Source organism: Leucobacter chinensis (genome assembly GCF_019049105.1).
Classification (GTDB): domain Bacteria; phylum Actinomycetota; class Actinomycetes; order Actinomycetales; family Microbacteriaceae; genus Leucobacter_A; species Leucobacter_A chinensis.
Map to the genome: position 1 here is coordinate 80,774 of NZ_JAHQZR010000004.1, position 18,901 is coordinate 99,674.

Genomic DNA, 18,901 nt, shown 5'->3' on the forward strand with positions numbered 1-18,901 from the left:
TCAACCGGGCCGAGAAGCGACAGATATGAACGAGCAATACGAGATGATTCCCTCGGCAAAGCCACTCATCGGGCACGAAGAACGAAGCGCGGTTGATCGGGTGCTCGCCTCGGGCGGCCTGGCCCAGGGCCCAGAGGTCGCCGCGTTCGAAGCGGAGTTTTCGCGGCAACTCGTGGGCGGCAGGCCCACCGTCGCCGTGAACTCAGGCACGAGCGGGCAGCACCTCGGTTTGCTCGCGAGCGGGGTCGGGCCGGGCGACGAGATCATCGTGCCCTCGTTTACCTTCGCCGCGGTCGCGAACTCGGTCGTGCTCGCGGGGGCAACCCCGGTGTTCGTCGATATCGAGCCGCGCTACTTCACGCTAAACCCTGCCAAGGTGGCTCAGGCAGTGACCGAGCGTACGAAGGGCATCATGCCCGTGCACCTCTACGGGCATCCCTTCAAGGCCGACGCTATGCTCTCTGTTGCCAAAGAATACGAGCTCACGGTGTACGAAGACGCGGCCCAGGCGCACGGCGCGACGTGGCAGGGTGAACCCGTCGGCACCTTCGGTGAGTTCGCGATGTTTAGCCTGTACCCGACGAAAAACATGACCGCGATCGAGGGCGGCATGGTGGCCTGCCGCACCGAAGCGATCGCGCGGGGCGTGAGGCTCCTGCGCAACCAGGGCATGGAGACGCAGTATGCGAACGAGATCGTTGGCTTCAACGCCCGCATGAGCGACGTGCACGCTGCGGTCGGTCGGGTGCAGCTCGGCAGGCTTGAAGCGTGGACTGAGACGAGGCAGCGCAACGCCGCGTTCTACGAGCGTGAGCTTGGCTCGCTCGCGGGCCTTCGCACCCCGCAGACCTCGCCGCTTGCGACCCACGTGTACCACCAGTACACCGTGCGGGTTGATGGGGCCGAGCGCGACCGCATTCGCGAGGCGCTTCGTGAGGAGTGGGGCATCATGACCGGGGTGTATTACCCGACGCCGTGCCACCGGCTGCCCTCGCTCACCCGCTATGCCGAGGGGGTTCACCTGCCCGAGACCGATCTCGCGGCGGTCGAGGTGATGTCGCTGCCCGTGCACCCGTCGCTCAGCGAGGCCGATCTTGAGCGCATCGTGCGCGGGGTGACGAGCGTTGTGGGAGCGGGTGCGTGATGAGTGATACGGGAGGGCTCGGGTTGCTTGAGCACCCTGCGACTCGGGCGGCAGAGGGCGTGGCGAGGGCCGAGGCCGTTCGTCGTGAGCTGCGGCACGCACGCCGTGCGCTCGCGGCCGACCTGGCATGTGGCGGTGAGCCCGTGGGTCATGCGAGGCTCGCGGCCGAGAGCGTGAGCCGGCTCGAACGGGAGCTCGACGCGTTGCTCGCCGACCCCGAGGTTCTGGAAGGCGCGTGCCGGGCACTCGACGAGCGGGCGGCGGTGCTTCGCGTCGCGATCACCGCGCACCGCTTTGAGGCCGAGGCGCGGAGGCGCTGGGAAGAAGGCGACGAGCTCATCGCCCACGCGGCTGCCACGGGGCGAAGGCTCACCGACGACGAGCGCCGTTTTCTTGAGGTCACACCAGAGCGCGCCGAGACCGCTCTCGAGCGTGCCCTGCCAGAGGCGGCCTCGGCCACCCTCGTGACCGGAGCTGCCGAGGCACTCGCCGCCATGCGGGTGCGCGAAACCCGTGCGCAACTTCAGGAGGGGCTCTGGGTCTCGCCGCAAATGCGGGGGGTCATTCGCGCCGCGCTCCCGGCGCTCGCCGCGGGCGCACCGCTGCTGCTCATCGGCGAGACGGGTGGGGCCAAGACGGCGCTTGCCGAGCACCTCGCCGCCAGGGTGGCGCCCGAGGCCGAGTTCGTTTCGGGCTACGGCGACATTACTTCGGCGCAGCTCGTCGGAACCCACGAGCTGCGGGCCGAGGGCGGGGCCACCGTGACGGCGTTTGAGCCAGGGCCGCTGTTGCGGGCGATGACCGAGGGCAAGCCGCTCATTCTCGACGAGGTGAACGCGATGCCTCCCGAGTTCTTGAAGCGGCTCAACCGCATCTTGCAGCTGCGCCCCGGCGCCAGGTTCGCGGTGCAAGAGCAGGCCGGGCTCACCGTCACGATCGCCCGAGGCTTCTCGATCATCGCGACGGCAAACGAGCACGCGCCCGGCAGGTATCGCGGTATCGAGCCGTTGAGCGCCGAGCTGAGTAACCGCTTCGGCGCCAACGTGCACCGGGTGCACTATCCCGATGAGCACGTCGCATACGACGATTACCCGCACGAGAACATGCTGCTTGCCGCGGCCTCGCTCGCCGACGAGAGCGGAGAGCTGCCGGGAACGATCACGCTCGCCGACCTCGAGCCCGTGGCCCGGGCGGCCTTTGTGAGCCAGCAGGTGTTCTCAGGTAACTACGGCGAGGGCTTTCGCGGCTTCGTGACGAGCGATCGCGAGTACGATCGCGAGCCGGGCCTCATCGAGACGGTGATCGCACCGCGCACCCTGGCGGCGATACTCGAACAGGTCGCCCTCACGGCGACCACGCGGTCACTGCACGAGGCCCTTGCGCGCTTTCTTGACGGGGTCATGAACGCCCACGACCGGAGGGTGCTCGCGCTCATCTTCGAGGGCCAGGGCATCGCGTTATGACGGGCGCCGGCGACGATCGCCTTGCCGAGCAGCTGACGAGCCTCGGTCGGCTGCTCGGCATCACGGTGGTCGTCACCGATGAGAGCGAGTGGATCATTGCCCCCGAAAGCGTGCGCGTAGGCCTCGGCTTTTATCGCGACCGGGGCATCGCTGAGGGCGACGTCATGGCTCTTGCCCTGCGCGACTTCTGGGTCGGTGTTCGCCTGCCGCTCCTTGAACCGGGCCGCGCCTACCGGCGTGAGGCGATCGAGGCCGCGCAGCCCGAGCTCGCGCCGCTGCTCGCCACGGCCGATCGGCTCGATGCGATGGCGGCGATCGAGGTGGCGCTGCCCGGCATCGCAAGCGACCTGCGGCAAGCGACCGCGCGCAGCATTGCCGACGACGTGAGCGAGCTCTCCCTCGAGGCTCAGTGGCTCGCGGCGGTCACGAGGAGTTTTTCGGGCGCAGCCCTGCCCGTTGTCGCGCCGCAGGTTCGTCGCCAGCTCGGCGGTTTTGCGATGCTGCTCGAGCGTGCGGCGCACTGTGGGCCGCTGCATGACGCCTGCAACGCGCTCGCCTTTCGTGAGGCAAGCGCGCCTACGGGGGTCGACCGCCTTGACCGGGTGCTCGCGCTCATCGCGCCGCCCTATCTCGAGCTGCTTCGCGGTGCGGGGCAGGGGCTTGCGACCCCGGGGGCGTCGCTGCACGCAAGGCCTGCCGATGGCGACGATGAGGGGCTCGGGGGCGACGAGGGGCGCGGCCCTCGAAGCGGCGAGAGCGACGATGGCACTGACGCCGAGGCGCAGGGCAGCGGTGCCTCGCAGGTGCAGGCGCTCGATACAGCGGCGCCTCAAGATGCCGAGGGCGGTGACGAGCCGAGTGTCGACGAGCGGCTGCTCGTCGAGTCGCAGTCGGCGGTTGCCCCTACGGCGTTTCTTGAGACCCCACTCTCGGCGACTCGTGCGAGTCTCGCACCGCTCGACGTGCCAGGAGACGAGTCGAGGCCGCTCAGCGAAGCAGATCACGAGCGCGTGGCACGTGACGACCCGCGGGGCCCCCGGCTGGCACCAGCGCCGCACCCGGGGGTGCAGCGCGCGGCGGTTGCCGAGTATCGTGCCCGCCTCGAGCGCTACCGCCGAGAGGTCACAGCCACGCGCGAGGTGTGGCGCCTCGCGGTGAGTGAGCAGCTGCGGCTGCGGCAGATCGGGCTGCAGCGCGGGGCGGTCGAGGGAGCAGAGCTGTTTCGTGAGCGACTCGCTGCAACCGTCACCGAGGTCGCCGCTGGAGTTCCCAGGCCCGCCGCGTATCAGCAGTATGAGCGCCGGCCTCGCCACGGTGACGGGCTGCGCAGCACCGACTACGTGCTGCTGCTCGACCGCTCTGGCTCGATGCAGGGTGCCGCGGCCGAGCTCTGCGCCGACGCGGCGATGGTCATGGTTGAGTCGCTCGCGGCCGTGTCCCGCGATCTGCAAGGCCGTGACGAACGGGCCGCGCGGGCGCTCGACGTGCGATTGCGCGCGGGTATCATCGCGTTCGGTGACGAACCCGTCGTCGTGAAGGGGCTGGACACCCCGGTCGATGACGAGGTACGGGCCTCGCTGCACGCTGCGGTGCGCGGCGCGCGAGGGTCGACGAGGGGTGCCGCCGCGCTCGACGCAGCGGCCGCGCTCTTCGGGCCCGAGGCGCAGGGCGAACGGCCCCGCCGCGTCGTGCTCTGCGTGACCGATGGTGACCTTGACGACGTGGCCTCGCTCAAGGGGGCGATCGCGGGCCTCGACGCGCTCGGCGCCGAGGTGCACGCGATTGGGGTGGGGCGCTCACCCGGCATCGAGGTGTTTGCCCCGGCCTTCGAACGCATCGACACCCTGCGTGAGCTGCCAGGGCTGCTCGCCCGGGTCGTCGCCGCCGACGCTCAGGCGACGCTCGCGGGCCGAATGCCCACGTGACGGCCGCGATCGGCCCGAACACGGGTGCCCACCCGAATGGTGTTGCAGGGGGCGTCAAAGGTGTAGCGGGCGGCGAGGGCCGGGCCGGGCAGGGTGCCCGCGATCCACGTGAAATGGTGTTGGTCGAGCTGCGGCGCGCCAGTAGCCGCGGCCCTCACGGCGAGCGTCAGCAGCTCTGCGATGCTCGGGTGGCTCGTCGCGGCAGAATGCTCGACGTCGACGAGCGGGGGAGCGGCCGCCGCGGGCAACCAGCGCAGGCTCCAGTCGACACGGCCGTGGCGCTCGCGCACCGTGACGGTCTCGCCAGGCCTGCCGGGCGCCACATCGAGCGCCGCGAACCAGCGCTCGGCCTCGGTCGAGCACTCGAGCGCGAGTGGGGCCTCGGCGCTGCTCGCCGCGAGCACGCGCCGCCACCTCGCGAGGCCGAGGCCGTGCGGGGCGAGCACGGGAACGAGCGGGCCCATGTCGCCGTCATTGGGGGCGGCAGGGCTGAGCCCCGCGGCAAAGAAGCGCTCTGGCTCTGGCACGCCGATGCCCAGCACGCGCGCGATCGTCTCGGCCCCGGCGAGCGAGACGTTCAGCCGCGCGCCAGGGTCTTCGGCGAAGCGGGCGAAGGCCGACGAGTAGTGGCCGTCACGCATCAAGAGCACGCGGTCGGCGAGCGGATCGCGTTTCGCGGCCTCGCTCGACGCCCGCGCGTGACGCACCTGCCTCGCAAGGTCAGGAAAGAGCGTCTCGTGGCCGCGCACGGGTCACGCCTCAGGAAACGCCGAGGGCCAGTAGTGGCTGTCGGGCACCTGCCGTGCCCCGAAGATGGCCTGACCCACGCGCACGCAGGTGGCTCCCTCTTCGATCGCGACCTCGTAGTCGCCAGACATGCCCATCGAGAGCCCGCCGTCGCCCACGAGTTCGGGGTCGGTGTCGCGCAGCTGATCGCGCAGGGTGCGCAGCAGGGTGAAGCAGGTGCGCACGCGGGGAATATCGCTGCTGAAAATGGCGAGCGTCATGAGCCCACGCACCTGCAGCGACTGGAAGTTTGGCATTTCGCGCAAGAAGGCCTCGAGCTCTTCGGGCGGCAGGCCGTACTTTTGCGGCTCAGCCGAGGTGTTGACCTGCACGTACACGTCGAGCGATCGGCCCGCGGCCTGCAGCCTGCGGTCGAGCGCGGCGGCCGCACGAAGGTTGTCGAGCGCCTGAAACTCGCTCGCGAAGGCGGCGACGTCGCGCGCCTTGTTCGTTTGCAGGTGGCCGATGACCGACCACTCGACGCCGAGGTCGGCGAGGTTTTCAGATTTGCGCTTGGCCTCTTGCACCTTGTTCTCGCCGAGCTGGTGGCAGCCCGCGGCGACGGCGAGGCGCACGCGATCTTCGGGCACCGTCTTGCTCACGGGCAAGAGCCGCACGTCGGCGGGGTCTCGGTCGACGCTTCTCGCGGCCGCGTCGATCTTCGCGCGCACGTCGTGAATATTGCGCTCAAACTCGGCGACAGAGGTCGCGGTGGGGAAGTCGTGGATGGGGAGTTCGGGTTCGACTTGATTTGACATAGGTCAAAGTGTACCATGAATGATGTCGGCCCCAACAGGCCAGATACACTCAGTGAGAAACCAGAAAGGAGACACGGTATGACTGACCAAAACCAAGGCATGAATGTCAGCGATCGCATCTCTGGAAGTACCGCTGAAGAGATCGTGGGCAGCATTCGCGCCCTCATTCACGACGGGTCGCTGAAGGCCGGCGATACGCTGCCGCCATACCGCGCGCTTGCCGAGCGGCTCGGGGTCAACCGCAACACCGCGATGACGGCCTACCGCCTGCTCGTGCAGGTGAACATCGCCGAGAGCCGCGGCCGGGCTGGCACCGTGATCGCCGACCCGTACCATGAGTTTGCCGAAGAGGGCTTCGCGAGAGACAGCGTGCTGCTCGACGTCGGCGACGGCAACCCCGCGCCAGAGCTTTTGCCCGACCCGAGCGAGGTAACGCTCGGCCGAGTCACCCCGACGCTGTACGGCGAGCCCACGATTGACCCTGATCTTGCCCAGTGGGCAACGAGGTGGATCGAAGAGCACCAAGACCGCCCCTTCAGGCTCACGGTTACCGCGGGTGCGGTCGACGCGATCGAGCGGCTGCTCTCGCAGGCGCTCACGCGTGGCGATCAGGTCGCGCTCGAAGATCCCTGCTTCTTGACGAGCATCAGCACGATGCACCAGAACGGTTTTCAGCCGGTTCCGGTCGCGATGGACTCAGAGGGCATGGTGCCCGAGAGCCTGCGTGAAGCACTCGAGGCGGGTGTGCGTGCCGTCGTGTGTACGCCCCGCGCCCACAACCCGACCGGCGTGAGCCTCACGCCCGAGCGCGCCGCACAGTTGCGCGGGGTGCTCGCCGACTACCCGCAGGTCATGGTCATCGAAGACGACCACTTCGCCCTGCTCGCAACGAACGAGTACTCGACCATCATTAGCCCCGAGCGTGAACGCTGGGCGCTCGTTCGCTCGATGTCGAAGGCCCTCGGCCCCGACATGCGCATCGCCTTCGTGGCGAGTGACGCGACGACGGCCGAGCGGCTCGCGGCCCGCATCAGCGGCGGTATCACCTGGGTGAGCCACCTCTTGCAGCGCATCACGCACGCGATGCTCTCGTCGAGCGACGCGATGCAGCAGATTCACGAGGCGAGCGCCCACTACGCGGCGCGCAACGCCGCCTTCGTCGCCGAGCTGCGCGATGCCGGGTTCGCCTCGCCGAGCCACGACGGCCTGAACATCTGGGTCGACACCGGCGCGAGTGCGAAGGCCGTGCTCGCAGCCCTCATGACGAGGGGGTGGATCGCGCGCGACGGCGCGGCCTTCGCCCTCGCCGGCGACCACGAACACTGCCTGCGCTTCACCGTTCACGAGCTGAGCGACAGCGAGATGCGCCGGCTCGTGGGTGACCTTGCCGAGTCCAGCCAGGAGGCTGCCCTCGCGGCAGCGAAGCCCGGCAGTCTGAGCCGCAGGTAGAGCACCCGCTGTCAGGCCCCATAGCTCCCACCACCTGAATATCCATCGAAGGGAATGAACATGTCGATCACCGCACCAACCGCCGCCCCCGCGACGCTGCAGCGACCAGAGCTGCGCACCGCGATTCCCGGCCCCGCGAGCCTCGCGATCCAGGCGCGCCGAGAGCAGGTCATTCCCCGAGGGGTGGGCTGTGCCCTGCCGATCTACGTCGATCACGCCGACGGCGCGTGGATCACCGACGTCGACGGCAACCGCCTACTCGACCTGGGCTCGGGCATCGGGGTCACGACCCTCGGCCACACGCAGCCAGCCGTGGTGCAGGCCGCGAAAGACCAGCTCGACAAACTGAGCCACACGCTCTTCACGGTGACGCCCTACGAGAACTACGTGCGCCTCGCCGAGCGGCTCGCCGAGCACACGCCGGGCAACCACCAGAAGAAGACCTTCTTCGTGAACTCTGGCGCTGAGGCCGTTGAGAACGCCGTGAAGATTGCGAGGGCCTACACCGGCCGCCGCGTCGTCGCAGCCCTCGATCACGCCTTCCACGGCCGCACGAGCCTCACGATGGCGATGAACCACCGGGTCGCGCCCTACGGCACGAACTTCGGCCCCTTCGCGCCCGATGTGCAGCGCGTGCCCAACTCGTACCCGCTGCGCGACGGCTTGACCGGTGCGCAGGCCGCAGCCCGCACGATCGAGTACCTTGAGCAGCGCATCGGCGCGAGCGACCTGGCCGCGATCATCGCCGAGCCGATTCAGGGTGAGGGCGGCTTCGTCGTGCCGGCCGAGGGTTACCTCCCGGCGCTCCAGGAGTGGGCGACCGCCAACGGCGTCGTCTTCATCGCCGACGAGATCCAGTCGGGCCTCGGCCGCACCGGTACCTGGTTCGCGAGCGAGATCTTCGGCCTCGTGCCCGACCTCGTGCTCACCGCGAAGGGCATCGCCGACGGCCTGCCGCTCGCTGGCGTCACGGGCCGCGCCGAGATCATGGACGGTGCTCACCCCGGCGGCCTCGGCGGCACCTTCGGCGGCAACCCCGTCTCGATCGCGGCGGCGCACGCCGTGTTCGACCTGCTCGAGACCGGCCAGCCCTTCGCCGAGGCGGCACGCATCGAAGCCGCCCTCAAGCGTGGCCTCGAAGAACTCGCCAACGATCAGGCCGTCATCGGCGACATTCGCGGGCACGGAGCGATGGTGGCCTTTGAGCTGCTCGACCCGGCTACCGGCGATCCGCTGAATGGCCTCGCGAGCGAGATCGCGGCCAAGGCTGCCGAGAGCGGCGTGCTGCTGCTCACCGCGGGCAGCTACGGAAACGTCATTCGATTCCTGCCGTCACTCACGGTCACGAATGAACAGCTTGAATTTGCCCTCGGGGTGATTCGAGAGGCGCTCGCTTCGCGCGACGCCAACTAGCGGCTCAGGCCGCGGGCTGCCGGGGGAGCGGCGGCCCACCCGGTGGGGTGACCGAAAGGCGAGGTCACAGTGCGCAACGCTGTGTATGCAGGTTCGAATCCTGCCCCCACCTCTACAGCGCGAGAAGGAGAACGATGAGTGCGATGCTCGCGGCGCTGCCGCTCGTCGCGGTCGTCGCGGGCCTTGTGCTCGGCCGTTCGAGCCGCACCGCAGCCCTCATCGGCATCGGCGTTGCCGTCGCCCTCATACTCACGCGCTTCGCGACCCCCGCGAGCGAGCTCGGCGCCTCGGCCATCGAGTGGGCGCCCGTGATGCTGAACGTCATGCTCATTCTCGCCGGCGGCATCGCCTTCGCCGAGGCGGGCAGGCTCACCGGCAACCAAGACACGATCGCGACGTGGATCACCCGCTCGCTCGGCCAGGGCATCGTCCCGGTGCTCGCTATCGTGCACGGCTTCACCCCACTCACCGAGTCACTCACGGGCTACGGCATCGGTGCCGCCCTCGCGATCCCGCTCCTGCTCGGCCTCGGGCTGCCGGGCCGCAAGGCCGCCGCCCTCGGGCTGCTCGGCCTGTGCGCCGTGCCCTGGGGGTCAATGGGCCCCGGAACCCTCATCGCCTCACACCTCACCGGCGTCGGCTTCGACGAACTCGGCGTCGCGACGGCCCTCTTCAACGGCGTCGTGGTCGCAGGCGTTGGCGTTGCCGCCGCCCTCATCGCCTCGCCCCCTGGCCGCCGCCTCCGCGCGGTCGCCGCTGGCCTCGCCTCGGCCCTCGTGCTCTTTGCCGGCGTGCTCGGTACGAACCTGCTCATCGGAACCGCCCCCGCCGGAGCCATGGGCGGCGCCCTCGTGCTCATCGTTCACCTCGCCGCCCGCCGCCTGCGCGGCCACCCCCTCACCTTCCCGGCTCCCGTCGCCCGCGCCCTGCTGCCCTACGCCTTCGTGCTCGCGGGCATGCTCGCCGCGACGCTGCTCGTGGCGCCGCTGGCGGCTGGCCCGGCGGCGGCTGACCCGGCGGCGGCTGGCACGGCGGCGGCTGGCCCGGTCGCCTCGGCTGATACGGCTGGCGGTGCCTCGGCTGCCGCGGCGGATCCCGGCCCCGCGATCCGCACCCTTGTCGCCTGCCTCACCTCGCCGGCCTTCTGGCTCTTCGCCGCGACCATCGTGCTGCTCGTCGTACACCGTGGCCATGCCCGCACAGTCACCGCGCGCGCCCTCGAAACGTGGCTACAGACCGCTCCCTCGACGGCACTCTTCATCGCGCTCGGTGCGCTCATGGGCGTCAGCGGAATGTCCCAGGAAGTCGCTCAGCAGCTCGCCCACCTCGGCTCGGGCTACTTCTTCGCGCTGCCCGTCTTCTCGACCCTCATCGGCTTCATCACCGGCTCAAACTCGGGCGCCAACGCCCTCGCCGCCGGGGCCCAGGCCGATGTCGCCAGGCTGCTCGGAGCCGACGTGACGCTCGCGGTCGGCGTGCATAACGCCGCAAGCGCCGCCGCCATGATGTCGGCCCCCGCTCGCGTCGAGCTCGCCGCGCGCCTCGCGCTCGTGCCCGGCGAGGCGCGCGCGCTGCAGGGCACGATGCTCGTCATCGTCGGCGCGGTGAGCCTGGTGCTCGGCGCGGTGAGCTGCTGCGTGCTGCTCGGGTGAGGGCGCGCGCTGCTGGTGTGCGGCTGCTGGCGCGCGGCTGCTTACGTTGCTGGCGTGCGGCTGCTTGGGTCGCTGTCTCGGTCGCGGCCTCGCTGCTGCACGCCGTTGCACGCCGAATTCGCGTCTACTTGACGAAAAGCAGGGTGTTTTCGCGTCAACACCCTGCTTTTCGTCAAGTAAACCCCCGCGCGACCGAAACCCGACCCCCGAAACCGCCACCCCCGCCCAACACCAAAAAGAGGGGCGGCAGCCCAGACCATGGGCCACCACCCCTCATCCACACGAGAGTAATCAGCTGTTCAGAATGGGCGGCTCGCTACTGTTCGAACTGGACCGCGGGAAAATCGACGGGAACGTCGAGCGCGATGTTGATGTAGTTCGTAAAGAGGTTGAGGCCGACCTGGGCGATGGTTTCGACGATTTGCTCGTCGCTCCATCCGTGCTCGCGAAGCGCCGGGATGGCGTCGTCGCCCACCTCGCCTTGGTTTGCGACGAGTGTGTGCACGAACTGCAGCAGTGCGTCGACGCGGGGTTCATCGGAGTGTGCCCGCTGCGCCGTTTTGAGCTGCTCTTCGGTGAGACCGGCCTGCGTGCCGAGGGCGGTGTGGGCCGCGAGGCAGTAGCTGCAGCTGTTGCGGTTGGCCACTGCGACGGCGATCTGCTCGGTGAGGGCAGCGCCGAGCGAGCCGGTCGAGAAGGCTCCGAATGAGCCCCACATCGACTGCAGGGCGGCGGGTGAGTTGGCGACAACGCCGAACATATTCGGAACCGTCCCGAACGCCCCCTCGATCTTCGTAAGGTTTGACTTGACCGCGGCGCTCGCCTCGGCCACTGGAACAACGGGTATTCGTGCCATTGCTTCTCCTTCATGACGTGAACACCGCTTTTGCAGCGGTGACTCCAGTCTCACAGCCCCGCGTGGATGATTCGTGTCATATCACCCGTATTTCTTGCCCGATCGTCTCGATGTGGGTATTCTGGTCACATGCGCCCGCCCCTTGCCCCCAATGCGGATCATCCCAGCCCGCCACAGCCAGCCGCGATCCCTCGCCCGGCTGCCGAGCTGGGCCGGGCCTCCGCGCCAAGCCCCGCCGGGCAACGCATCGCCGCCCCGCGCATCGCCGCCCCAGGCCTGGCCCCCGCCTCCGAGCCCAGCGGCGAGCAACCGATCGATCGCCTCGACGCCATGCTTCGGCGCTTCTCGGTTCGGGCGCAGCAGTTTCACGTGGGGCCGATGTGGGGCACTCGCCGGTTCGATCCGCGGCCGGGGCAGGGGTTTTTGCATGTGCTGCGAGCCGGGCAGCTGACGCTCGTCGACGGGTCTGGCCGCGAGGCGCGCACGATCACCGAGCCGACCTTGCTCTTCTACCCGCGGGCGCATGAACACACGTTCGTCTCGCGAGAGCCTGGCGGGGTCGATCTCGCCTGCGCGACGCTCGAGTTCGACGGAGCTTCCACCCACCCGCTCGTCGCCACCATGCCCCCTCTCGTCACGGTGCCCACCGCTGAGGTGCAGGGCCTCGAGCTCTCGCTCGAGCTGCTCTCACAAGAGGCCGGCGAGGTGAAGTGCGGTCACCGCCACGTCGTCGACCGGGTGTTCGAGATCGTGCTGCTGAAACTGCTGCGCCACCTGCTCGACCAGCCAGAGCTCGCCGAGGCCCCGGTCGGTCTCATACGAGGGTTTTCCGACCCCCAGATCGCCCGCGCCCTCACCGCCGTGCATGAGCAGCCCGGCGCCGAGTGGAGTCTCGATTCCCTCGCCGAGACCGCCCACATGTCGCGCAGCGCCTTCTCGGCCAGGTTCCGCGAGCTTGTCGCTGTGCCTCCGCACGACTACCTCATCGACTGGCGCATGACGGTGGGCAAGCAGTTGCTCATGCGCGACTACTCGGTGGCACAGGTCGCCGCCGAGGTGGGCTACACGGGCAGCTCTTTCTCTAGGGTCTTCGCCCAGCGCGAGGGTCAGTCGCCGCGCGCCTGGCTCGACTCGCGTCGCGCACTCCTGCCCTAACCGGGTGCGGATCGGCCGGCCTGCCGGCCCGGTTCCCGCCGGCCCGCGCGCTCACCTCACCCAAATTGTTTGCACTTTTCGGCCATTTTGGGTGCTTTTAGCCCCAAAAGTGCAAACAATTTGCCCCCGGAACCCCCGGAACCCCCGGAACTCCCGGAACCTACGCCCCTGGCTTTTTCTCAACCTCGACGAACACGATCGTGTCGGTCGCCCCGCGGTTTTCGACACGGTGGCGCGAGCCGGCCGGGCGCGTGTACGAGACACCCTCAACGAGCTGCGCAACGAGCTCCTGGCCGTCAGCCTGCACGACGTGCATCGATGCCGTGACGAGCGGAACCACCACGTACTCGTACTCGTGCGTGTGCATGTCGATCACTCCGCCGGGCTCAATGGTCCACTTGATGACCCTGAAGTGCTCGTTGTCGAGTTGCGTTTCGCCGTGCGTCGTTGCCATGGAACGTGATACTCCTAAATGCTCGTGATCGTGAGTGGTTGTTTGCGCAGCGCGAAGGCCTGCACGATGGTGAAGACGCCGATCGCGAAGAGCACGAGGCCGATGAACACGGCCACGACCGTGAGCGCGACCGTGGGCCAGACGAGAGTGACGACGCCAGCGGCGATCGTAACGATTGAGGGCAGCAGCACCACGGCCGATCCGCCCGCTCGCACCGCGATGAGTAGGCCGAGGGCGCCCATGAAGAGCAGGCCGAAGCCCAAAATGTTGACGATCACGGCGCTCGTGAACTGAGCGAAGACGATCGAGAGCACGCCGCCCACGACGAGCAGCAGGCCGCCGATGGTGCCGGCCGGGCCGCGCTGCAAGAGAAACGCGCTCGCACCAGACGCGATGAAGCTCGCGCCGATGATGAAAGCGAGCAGGTTCACCGGTGCCCACGGGAACGCCATGAGGCCGACCGCGGTGAGACAGCAGAGAATGCCGACCACGAGAAAGATCCACCACGAGACCTGACGCACTGCGATGCGGGGGCCTGGCATGCCAGACGGATCACCCGCGGGAAAAATTGGGCCTTGAGACATGGTTTCCTCCTCAACGTGCTCCCTCTATGGTAGCGCGCCCGGGCTTAGCGAATGAAGAGCAGCAGGCCCGCAACCGCGATGAAGAGGGTGCCGAACACGCGGTTCATGGTGCGCTCGCCACGGGCGGTGCGGCTGAAGCGCTGAAAGGGCTGTGCGGCCCCGGCGAAGAATCCCCACATGACGACGGTGTCGATCGCCATGACGGTCGTGATAAGAAAGAGGTACTGGCGTGCGATCGGTTCGCCGGGCACGATGAACTGCGGCAGGAACGCGAGAAAGAAGAGAATCGCTTTCGGGTTCAGCATATTGACCCAGAAGCCGCGGCTGATCATGCCCGCGGGCGAGCTGGCCGGTGCGGCGGGAGCTGGCACGGGGGTATCGGCGGTGATTTCATGCGGATCGGCCCCGGCCGCACCCGCGGGAACCGGCACGGGCTGCTCGGCCTTCACGGGCGCGAAGAACATGCGCAGGCCGAGGTAGGCGAGGTAGGCCGCGCCCGCATAGCGAATGATTTCGAAGATGAGCGGCGATCGTTGCACGATGACGCCGACGCCAGCGGCAACGATGATGACGTGGGCGACGAGTGCGAGCTGCTGCCCGAGCACGCCCCAGCCTGAGCGGCGCCAGCCCACGGCGAGCGAGTTCGACATGGTGTTGATCGCACCGGCGCCGGGCGTCAGGCTAATGACGAGGCAGGCGGTAACGAGCGAGATCCAGAGACTCAGGGGCACCACCATATTCTACGGTGCCGGGCGGCCTTCCTCGCGCCTGGTTACAGTACGAGCGGCAGGTTGCCGACTCCCGTGAACTCGAGGTGTTCGAGGCCCTGCCACGCGGCGGCGCGGCGAAGCAGCGTGACCGCGGCCTCTGGCGTGCGTTTCGGGGCGCGGGGCTCTTGCCATGCGGCCTGCACCATGAGGGTGCTGCGGGCGCGGTCGGCCTTGAGGTCGATGCGGCCCGCGAGCCTGCCGCCCACCATGAGTGGCAGGCAGTAGTAGCCGTACTGCCGTTTCTCTTTGGGGGTGTAAATCTCGATGCGGTAGTGAAAGTCGAAGAGGCGTTCGGCGCGCGGTCGAAACCAGCTGAGCGGATCGAACGGGGTGAGCAACGCATCTGGCGCAATGCGCCCCACCGGCTGGGTGTCGCGGTGCATCCAGGCGGCGATTGGCTTGTCGCGTGAGTCGATCCACCCATCGACCGTGGCGGGTACGAGCGTGCCCTCGGCCTCGAGACGGGCGACAGCGGCGCGAGCGTCTTTGAGTGGCAGGCGGTGATAATCGGCGAGGTCGGCGAGCGTGCCGACGCCGAGGGCCCGCGAGGCGATCTCGACGAGCTCGGTCTGTGCATCGTCACGCGGGGTCTCTGCGAGGGCGTGGGTCGGCAGCTGTTCGCTCGCGAGCGCGTAGCGGCGCATGAAGCGCTCGCGGCCGGCGCTCACCACCTCGCCTGTGGCAAAGAGCATCTCGACGGCCTGCTTGGTTTCTGACCAGTCCCACCACTCGCCGCGGTTCGCGCGGCCCTGGGGCTCGAGTTCGTTCACGAGTAAGGGGCCCTCGGCGGTGAGGCGCTCCCGCACGAAGTCGGCGCTCGCCGCGAGCGAGTCCAGCCGGCCGCGGGTGTGAAAGCGTTCGCGAAAGTCGTGCATGCGCCACGCGAAGAGGTGGCGGTCGGCGACGGGAATGAAGGCGGCCTCGTGCGCCCAGTACTCGGTGAAGTCGTCGTCGCGCCAGAGCCGCTGGTCGAGGGTGTCGTGTGAATAGACGCCGAGCCTTGAGAACGCCGGCATGTAGTGGCTGCGCGAGAAGACGTTGACCGAGTCGATCTGCAGCACGTGCAGGTGGCCCATGACGTCGTCGAGCGATCTCGTGCGGCCCCGGCCGAAGCCCTGGGCTGCGAGGGCGAGTGCGCGGGCCTCGGGCAGCGACAGGCTCGTGGGGGAGCGGTGCGGTCCCGGCGTCATTGCGGCATCGGCCGCACGGTGAGGGTCTGCGATACCTGGCCTATGGGGCCCGCCTCGTCGTGCAGAATCGTCTGGGTGAGGCCGCGGCCGCCCGCGCCAAAGGTGACCCTCGTGTCGTAGCCGGCCCACTCGCTCACGGGCTCGCGAACGAGGCTCACGGTGAGGTCGAGGTTCGGGAACATGACGGCTGCGGGGTCTTCACGCGGGGTGAGCCCGTTCGCGGTGTCGATAACGCCGAGCATTCTCGCTGTGAACGACGAAGGTTCTGAGTCAAGAATCGCAAAGCCTGCACGCGCCCAGCCCCTCGCGCGACCGGGTTCTTCCTGGTCGCGGTAGGTCTCGATTGACCGCACGAACTCGCCCTTCCAATCGTTCGAGTAGGCCCAGGGCTCCATGGTGTCGCGCCCCGGCAGCGCATCGAGCGCGGTGCCCTCGAGCGCGCTCGTGTCGCTCGCCGAGAGCATCCAGGCCCTGGCGACGAGCGCGGCGCGGCCCCCGTGCGAGAGGGTCGCCTCGACGAGTTCGATGGTGCGGCCCGGGCGCACGACGCGCACGTCGACCTCGCAGACGTCGAGGGGGATCACGCCGAGAATGTCGTAGGTCACCCGCGAGAGAGCGAGCGAGCCGCCGCGCCTCGCGTGATCCTGCTCGATGAGGTGGGCGAGGAGGCCCATGGGGGCTGCGATGTGCTGCTCGTCTGACTTCCATGCGCCGCCAACGAGTGGTGTTGCGGCGAACTCACGGTCTGAGACTCTCGTGAAATAACTCTGTGCTTCGGGCACGCTACCCCCTTTGGTGATTCAGGTTCTAGCGTAGCGGAGCAGGCCAGCCCCTCACGAAGCGTTCAATCGTCGCTTTCTCGGCTGGGTCGAGATCGAAGTGCGACTCCAGGGCAGCGTCGCTCCAGAAACGGTCGAGCGGCAGGTCTGGTACGAATCGAAACACCGACGGGGTATTGCGCTGCGTGACTCGTCGCCGAGCCACGAGAAAGCGAAAGAAGCGTGTTCGCATGTACGTCACGAGGGCGCGTGCCTCGGCCGCTGAATCGCAGAGTGCTGCGACGAGGTAGCTCCCGGTGCAGGCTTCGCCGGGTGGCGAGACGAAGGGGCCGGGGTCGCTCCAGATCAGGCGCGGCAACCAGCGATCGCCGCCGCTTGTTGCCTGGATGAGTACCTTCCAGCGGTCGATCCACCCGGAGTGCGCGTTGACCTCGTCTCGCGCGATCCACGCGACACCGAGCGAGCTGTGCAGCACGATCGGGTGTTCGGGCCCCGGTTCTGGTTCGCCGAGGTAGTCGGCTGCGAGGCCGAAGGGGTTGAGCGGGCTGACGCGGTGCTCGAATGAGGGGTAGGGCAACGTGAGGGTTTTCTGCACGATATTTTGAGTGCAGGGGTCGTTCATGATGGCGGCGAACTCGGTGAGGCGGCGCTGTTCGGCCCCGTGGGCTGAGGTGACCTGGGCCACGCGGGTGGTCGTGCAGTGGTTTGGCTGGGGTGCATTCCACAGCATATGGACCAGGCTTGCCGGGGGCATTGCGCTCGGGTCTTGGCTGGAGCAAATCATGGCGTTCTTTCTCGGGTCATCGGCGACTAGACATACCGATAGTGTACTGGTACCCGGTGTCTAACACCCTGGCTCAAGTATCCGGGTGCCGAGACACTGTTAGGTATGCCCAGGGTTCCTTCACGCGCTGCCGAGCACATCGGTCAGCTGATGCTCGAACAACGGCGCATGCGGGGCATGACTCAAGACGAGGTTGCGTCCGTGAGTGGCATTGACTCATCGAACATTCGCGCCTACGAGCGTGGCCGTTCGATGCCGAATGTGCAGTCTCTCGTTCGTGTTGCCGATGCGCTCGATGTGCACCCCGGCGTGCTGCTCGAGGGGCTTACCCCGGCGGTCTTTCGCGAACCACGTTCGACCGATGCCGTCACGCCACGCCGCGCATCCTGAGTGTTTGCCTTGTATACGATCGCTTACTGAGTTCGCGATCTGGGGCTAAGCGTGTCACGCTTAGTGGCGAGTGCGAGCGACCTGCTCGTGAGAGAGGGTTCAGCATGGGTGTTTGGGTTCGGCGTCAGGTCGCGAGAATCTTTTGGCTCTTCTCGCGGTGGCGTCTCGTGCCAGAGGCAAACCCGCACCATGGCCCGAGGCTGATGCTCGGCGCACCCCACACCTCGAACTTCGATTTTGTGCTCATGCTCGCAATCGCTTGGCGGGCAGGCCTCAAGGTTCGCTGGCTCGGTAAACAAGAACTCTTTAAGGGCATTGCTGGCCCGATCATGCGTGGTCTCGGCGGCATTCCCGTCGACCGCTCGCGCCCCGAGGGGATCGTGGGCGAGGTCGTCGCGCTCGCGAAGGGCGACGCCGAGTTCGCCCTCGTCGTGACTCCCGAGGGCACCCGAAGCGGATCGTCGTGGCGCAGCGGCTTTTATCGCATCGCGTATCGCGCCGGTCTTCCCGTGACGATGGGCTTCGCCGATGGGGCGACTCGCAGCGCAGGCCTCGGCCCGACCATCGGGCTCACGGGAGATGTCGAGGCAGACATGTCGACCATTCGTGAGTTTTACGCCGATAAGACCGGCGTGAAGCCCGAGCTTCGCACCGAGCCTCGACTGCAAGATGAGGCTCGGTTGACGGCGTACCTGCGTGAGTCGCGAAACAACTGATTCCGTAGCAAATAATCAATTTGACAACGGAATGGGTTGTCTTGATACACTTTTGCCTATGTAATGCGTAGATTGAAGGCCATTACGAGAGCCTTCCGCGGTACAGTTCAAACGGAGTGATAACGTGTCCATCTCGGGCCACACCGCTAACATCGCCTTACCCGCTCTTCAGCCGCGCTATTTCGAGCTGCACCCGACGCTTCGTCGGGTCACGTTCGTCGCCGGCTACGAGGGCCTGGGCGTGCTCTTCACCACCGTCGTGCTCTCTGGCCTGCTCGGCCACGGCGGCGGCTCATCGTTCACCACTGCGATTCTCGTGTCGACCGCAGCGACCATCTGGAACTACCTGTGGAACACCATCTTCGAGAGCATCGAACGCCGCCGCGGGGCCACCTCGCGCGGGGTGCTCTCGCGTACGATCCACGCTATTGGTTATGAGGGCGGGGTGCTGTTCTTGACCGTTCCGATCGTCGCACTCATGCTGCACGTCTCATTCCTCGAGGCGCTCGCTATTGAGGCCAGCCTGCTCGTCTTTTTTCTCGTGTTCACGGTCGTTTACACTTGGATGTTTGACGCAATCTTTGGTTTGCCCGCGTCGGTCACCGGCACACGGGCGGAGTAGCCGGCGAAAGG

Annotated in this window: 19 protein-coding genes and 1 tRNA gene; 11 read left to right on the forward strand and 9 right to left on the reverse strand. The window is 67.8% G+C overall.

Annotated features, from left to right (window positions below):
• Positions 1–25 precede the first annotated feature (25 nt).
• Genes KTJ78_RS05460 through KTJ78_RS05470 form a run of 3 tightly spaced genes read left to right on the forward strand, consistent with a single transcriptional unit; the run spans position 26 to position 4,532 of the window.
• Positions 26–1,144, forward strand: a complete 1,119-nt coding sequence (locus KTJ78_RS05460; protein WP_217133390.1) for a DegT/DnrJ/EryC1/StrS family aminotransferase — start codon at positions 26–28, stop codon at positions 1,142–1,144.
• Positions 1,144–2,607 (forward strand): AAA family ATPase, encoded by a 1,464-nt coding sequence (locus KTJ78_RS05465; protein WP_217133393.1) that lies wholly within the window; start codon positions 1,144–1,146, stop codon positions 2,605–2,607. Before KTJ78_RS05460 ends, KTJ78_RS05465 begins: the two co-directional genes overlap by 1 nt.
• Positions 2,604–4,532, forward strand: a complete 1,929-nt coding sequence (locus tag KTJ78_RS05470; RefSeq protein WP_217133396.1) for a vWA domain-containing protein — start codon at positions 2,604–2,606, stop codon at positions 4,530–4,532. The genes KTJ78_RS05465 and KTJ78_RS05470 overlap by 4 nt, the downstream gene beginning before the upstream one ends.
• Here KTJ78_RS05470 and KTJ78_RS05475 read toward each other — a convergent pair.
• Complete coding sequence (locus KTJ78_RS05475; RefSeq protein ID WP_217133399.1) at positions 4,499–5,281, reverse strand: hypothetical protein; 783 nt, start codon at positions 5,279–5,281, stop codon at positions 4,499–4,501. The genes KTJ78_RS05470 and KTJ78_RS05475 overlap by 34 nt on opposite strands.
• Positions 5,282–5,284: 3 nt before the next feature.
• Positions 5,285–6,076 (reverse strand): YggS family pyridoxal phosphate-dependent enzyme, encoded by a 792-nt coding sequence (locus tag KTJ78_RS05480; protein ID WP_217133402.1) that lies wholly within the window; start codon positions 6,074–6,076, stop codon positions 5,285–5,287.
• A gap of 78 nt (positions 6,077–6,154) precedes the next feature.
• Between KTJ78_RS05480 and KTJ78_RS05485 the strand changes: the two genes are divergently transcribed.
• The 4 genes from KTJ78_RS05485 to KTJ78_RS05500 all read left to right on the forward strand — a co-directional run bounded on the left by KTJ78_RS05485 (position 6,155) and on the right by KTJ78_RS05500 (position 10,590).
• Complete coding sequence (locus KTJ78_RS05485; RefSeq protein WP_254259423.1) at positions 6,155–7,525, forward strand: aminotransferase class I/II-fold pyridoxal phosphate-dependent enzyme; 1,371 nt, start codon at positions 6,155–6,157, stop codon at positions 7,523–7,525.
• Positions 7,526–7,585: 60 nt separating this feature from the next.
• A complete protein-coding gene (gabT, locus tag KTJ78_RS05490) occupies positions 7,586–8,938 on the forward strand; it encodes a 4-aminobutyrate--2-oxoglutarate transaminase (RefSeq protein ID WP_369807988.1) in 1,353 nt (450 codons plus the stop codon).
• Between the two features lie 41 nt (positions 8,939–8,979).
• Positions 8,980–9,050: transfer RNA gene (locus tag KTJ78_RS05495), tRNA-Cys, on the forward strand.
• A gap of 22 nt (positions 9,051–9,072) precedes the next feature.
• The gene (locus tag KTJ78_RS05500; RefSeq protein WP_217133405.1) at positions 9,073–10,590 is read left to right on the forward strand and encodes an L-lactate permease; all 1,518 of its coding nucleotides are present in this window, start codon (positions 9,073–9,075) and stop codon (positions 10,588–10,590) included.
• Positions 10,591–10,906: 316 nt separating this feature from the next.
• On the opposite strand, the gene KTJ78_RS05505 is transcribed toward KTJ78_RS05500, so the two are convergent.
• On the reverse strand, positions 10,907–11,446 hold the full coding sequence (locus KTJ78_RS05505; protein ID WP_217133406.1) for a carboxymuconolactone decarboxylase family protein: 540 nt from the start codon (positions 11,444–11,446) through the stop codon (positions 10,907–10,909).
• Between the two features lie 129 nt (positions 11,447–11,575).
• On the opposite strand from KTJ78_RS05505, the gene KTJ78_RS05510 reads away from it, so the two are divergent.
• Complete coding sequence (locus tag KTJ78_RS05510; RefSeq protein WP_217133408.1) at positions 11,576–12,601, forward strand: helix-turn-helix transcriptional regulator; 1,026 nt, start codon at positions 11,576–11,578, stop codon at positions 12,599–12,601.
• Between the two features lie 160 nt (positions 12,602–12,761).
• On the opposite strand, the gene KTJ78_RS05515 is transcribed toward KTJ78_RS05510, so the two are convergent.
• From KTJ78_RS05515 to KTJ78_RS05540, 6 genes are read right to left on the reverse strand one after another with little or no spacing between them, the layout of a single operon-like run.
• Positions 12,762–13,055, reverse strand: a complete 294-nt coding sequence (locus KTJ78_RS05515) for a cupin domain-containing protein (RefSeq protein ID WP_217133410.1) — start codon at positions 13,053–13,055, stop codon at positions 12,762–12,764.
• Between the two features lie 14 nt (positions 13,056–13,069).
• Positions 13,070–13,639 carry a DUF308 domain-containing protein gene (locus KTJ78_RS05520; RefSeq protein ID WP_217133412.1) on the reverse strand — a complete coding sequence of 190 codons (570 nt, stop codon included), beginning with the start codon at positions 13,637–13,639 and terminating at the stop codon, positions 13,070–13,072.
• Positions 13,640–13,683: 44 nt separating this feature from the next.
• Complete coding sequence (locus tag KTJ78_RS05525) at positions 13,684–14,370, reverse strand: LysE family translocator (RefSeq protein ID WP_217133414.1); 687 nt, start codon at positions 14,368–14,370, stop codon at positions 13,684–13,686.
• A 41-nt stretch (positions 14,371–14,411) separates the two neighbouring features.
• The gene (locus tag KTJ78_RS05530; protein WP_217133416.1) at positions 14,412–15,599 is read right to left on the reverse strand and encodes a winged helix-turn-helix domain-containing protein; all 1,188 of its coding nucleotides are present in this window, start codon (positions 15,597–15,599) and stop codon (positions 14,412–14,414) included.
• The gene (locus tag KTJ78_RS05535; protein WP_369807989.1) at positions 15,596–16,381 is read right to left on the reverse strand and encodes a thioesterase family protein; all 786 of its coding nucleotides are present in this window, start codon (positions 16,379–16,381) and stop codon (positions 15,596–15,598) included. The genes KTJ78_RS05530 and KTJ78_RS05535 overlap by 4 nt, the downstream gene beginning before the upstream one ends.
• Positions 16,382–16,406: 25 nt before the next feature.
• Positions 16,407–17,108, reverse strand: a complete 702-nt coding sequence (locus KTJ78_RS05540; protein WP_217133418.1) for a hypothetical protein — start codon at positions 17,106–17,108, stop codon at positions 16,407–16,409.
• A gap of 159 nt (positions 17,109–17,267) precedes the next feature.
• Here KTJ78_RS05540 and KTJ78_RS05545 point away from each other — a divergent pair, with 159 nt between their 5' ends.
• The 3 genes from KTJ78_RS05545 to KTJ78_RS05555 all read left to right on the forward strand — a co-directional run bounded on the left by KTJ78_RS05545 (position 17,268) and on the right by KTJ78_RS05555 (position 18,890).
• The gene (locus KTJ78_RS05545) at positions 17,268–17,552 is read left to right on the forward strand and encodes a helix-turn-helix domain-containing protein (RefSeq protein ID WP_217133419.1); all 285 of its coding nucleotides are present in this window, start codon (positions 17,268–17,270) and stop codon (positions 17,550–17,552) included.
• A 104-nt stretch (positions 17,553–17,656) separates the two neighbouring features.
• Positions 17,657–18,268 (forward strand): 1-acyl-sn-glycerol-3-phosphate acyltransferase, encoded by a 612-nt coding sequence (locus KTJ78_RS05550; protein ID WP_217133420.1) that lies wholly within the window; start codon positions 17,657–17,659, stop codon positions 18,266–18,268.
• Positions 18,269–18,392: 124 nt separating this feature from the next.
• The gene (locus KTJ78_RS05555; RefSeq protein WP_217133425.1) at positions 18,393–18,890 is read left to right on the forward strand and encodes a PACE efflux transporter; all 498 of its coding nucleotides are present in this window, start codon (positions 18,393–18,395) and stop codon (positions 18,888–18,890) included.
• The last annotated feature ends 11 nt before the right edge of the window (positions 18,891–18,901 follow it).

Excerpts from the sequence above, each read along its gene's own strand:
- KTJ78_RS05460 (WP_217133390.1), top strand. The coding sequence starts at position 26 with ATGAACGAGCAATACGAGATGATTCCCTCGGCAAAGCCACTCATCGGG.
- KTJ78_RS05465 (WP_217133393.1), top strand. The coding sequence starts at position 1,144 with ATGAGTGATACGGGAGGGCTCGGGTTGCTTGAGCACCCTGCGACTCGG.
- KTJ78_RS05470 (WP_217133396.1), top strand. The coding sequence starts at position 2,604 with ATGACGGGCGCCGGCGACGATCGCCTTGCCGAGCAGCTGACGAGCCTC.
- KTJ78_RS05480 (WP_217133402.1), bottom strand. The coding sequence starts at position 6,076 with ATGTCAAATCAAGTCGAACCCGAACTCCCCATCCACGACTTCCCCACC.
- KTJ78_RS05485 (WP_254259423.1), top strand. The coding sequence starts at position 6,155 with ATGACTGACCAAAACCAAGGCATGAATGTCAGCGATCGCATCTCTGGA.
- gabT (WP_369807988.1), top strand. The coding sequence starts at position 7,586 with ATGTCGATCACCGCACCAACCGCCGCCCCCGCGACGCTGCAGCGACCA.
- KTJ78_RS05500 (WP_217133405.1), top strand. The coding sequence starts at position 9,073 with ATGAGTGCGATGCTCGCGGCGCTGCCGCTCGTCGCGGTCGTCGCGGGC.
- KTJ78_RS05505 (WP_217133406.1), bottom strand. The coding sequence starts at position 11,446 with ATGGCACGAATACCCGTTGTTCCAGTGGCCGAGGCGAGCGCCGCGGTC.
- KTJ78_RS05510 (WP_217133408.1), top strand. The coding sequence starts at position 11,576 with ATGCGCCCGCCCCTTGCCCCCAATGCGGATCATCCCAGCCCGCCACAG.
- KTJ78_RS05515 (WP_217133410.1), bottom strand. The coding sequence starts at position 13,055 with ATGGCAACGACGCACGGCGAAACGCAACTCGACAACGAGCACTTCAGG.
- KTJ78_RS05520 (WP_217133412.1), bottom strand. The coding sequence starts at position 13,639 with ATGTCTCAAGGCCCAATTTTTCCCGCGGGTGATCCGTCTGGCATGCCA.
- KTJ78_RS05530 (WP_217133416.1), bottom strand. The coding sequence starts at position 15,599 with ATGACGCCGGGACCGCACCGCTCCCCCACGAGCCTGTCGCTGCCCGAG.
- KTJ78_RS05540 (WP_217133418.1), bottom strand. The coding sequence starts at position 17,108 with ATGCTGTGGAATGCACCCCAGCCAAACCACTGCACGACCACCCGCGTG.
- KTJ78_RS05545 (WP_217133419.1), top strand. The coding sequence starts at position 17,268 with ATGCCCAGGGTTCCTTCACGCGCTGCCGAGCACATCGGTCAGCTGATG.
- KTJ78_RS05550 (WP_217133420.1), top strand. The coding sequence starts at position 17,657 with ATGGGTGTTTGGGTTCGGCGTCAGGTCGCGAGAATCTTTTGGCTCTTC.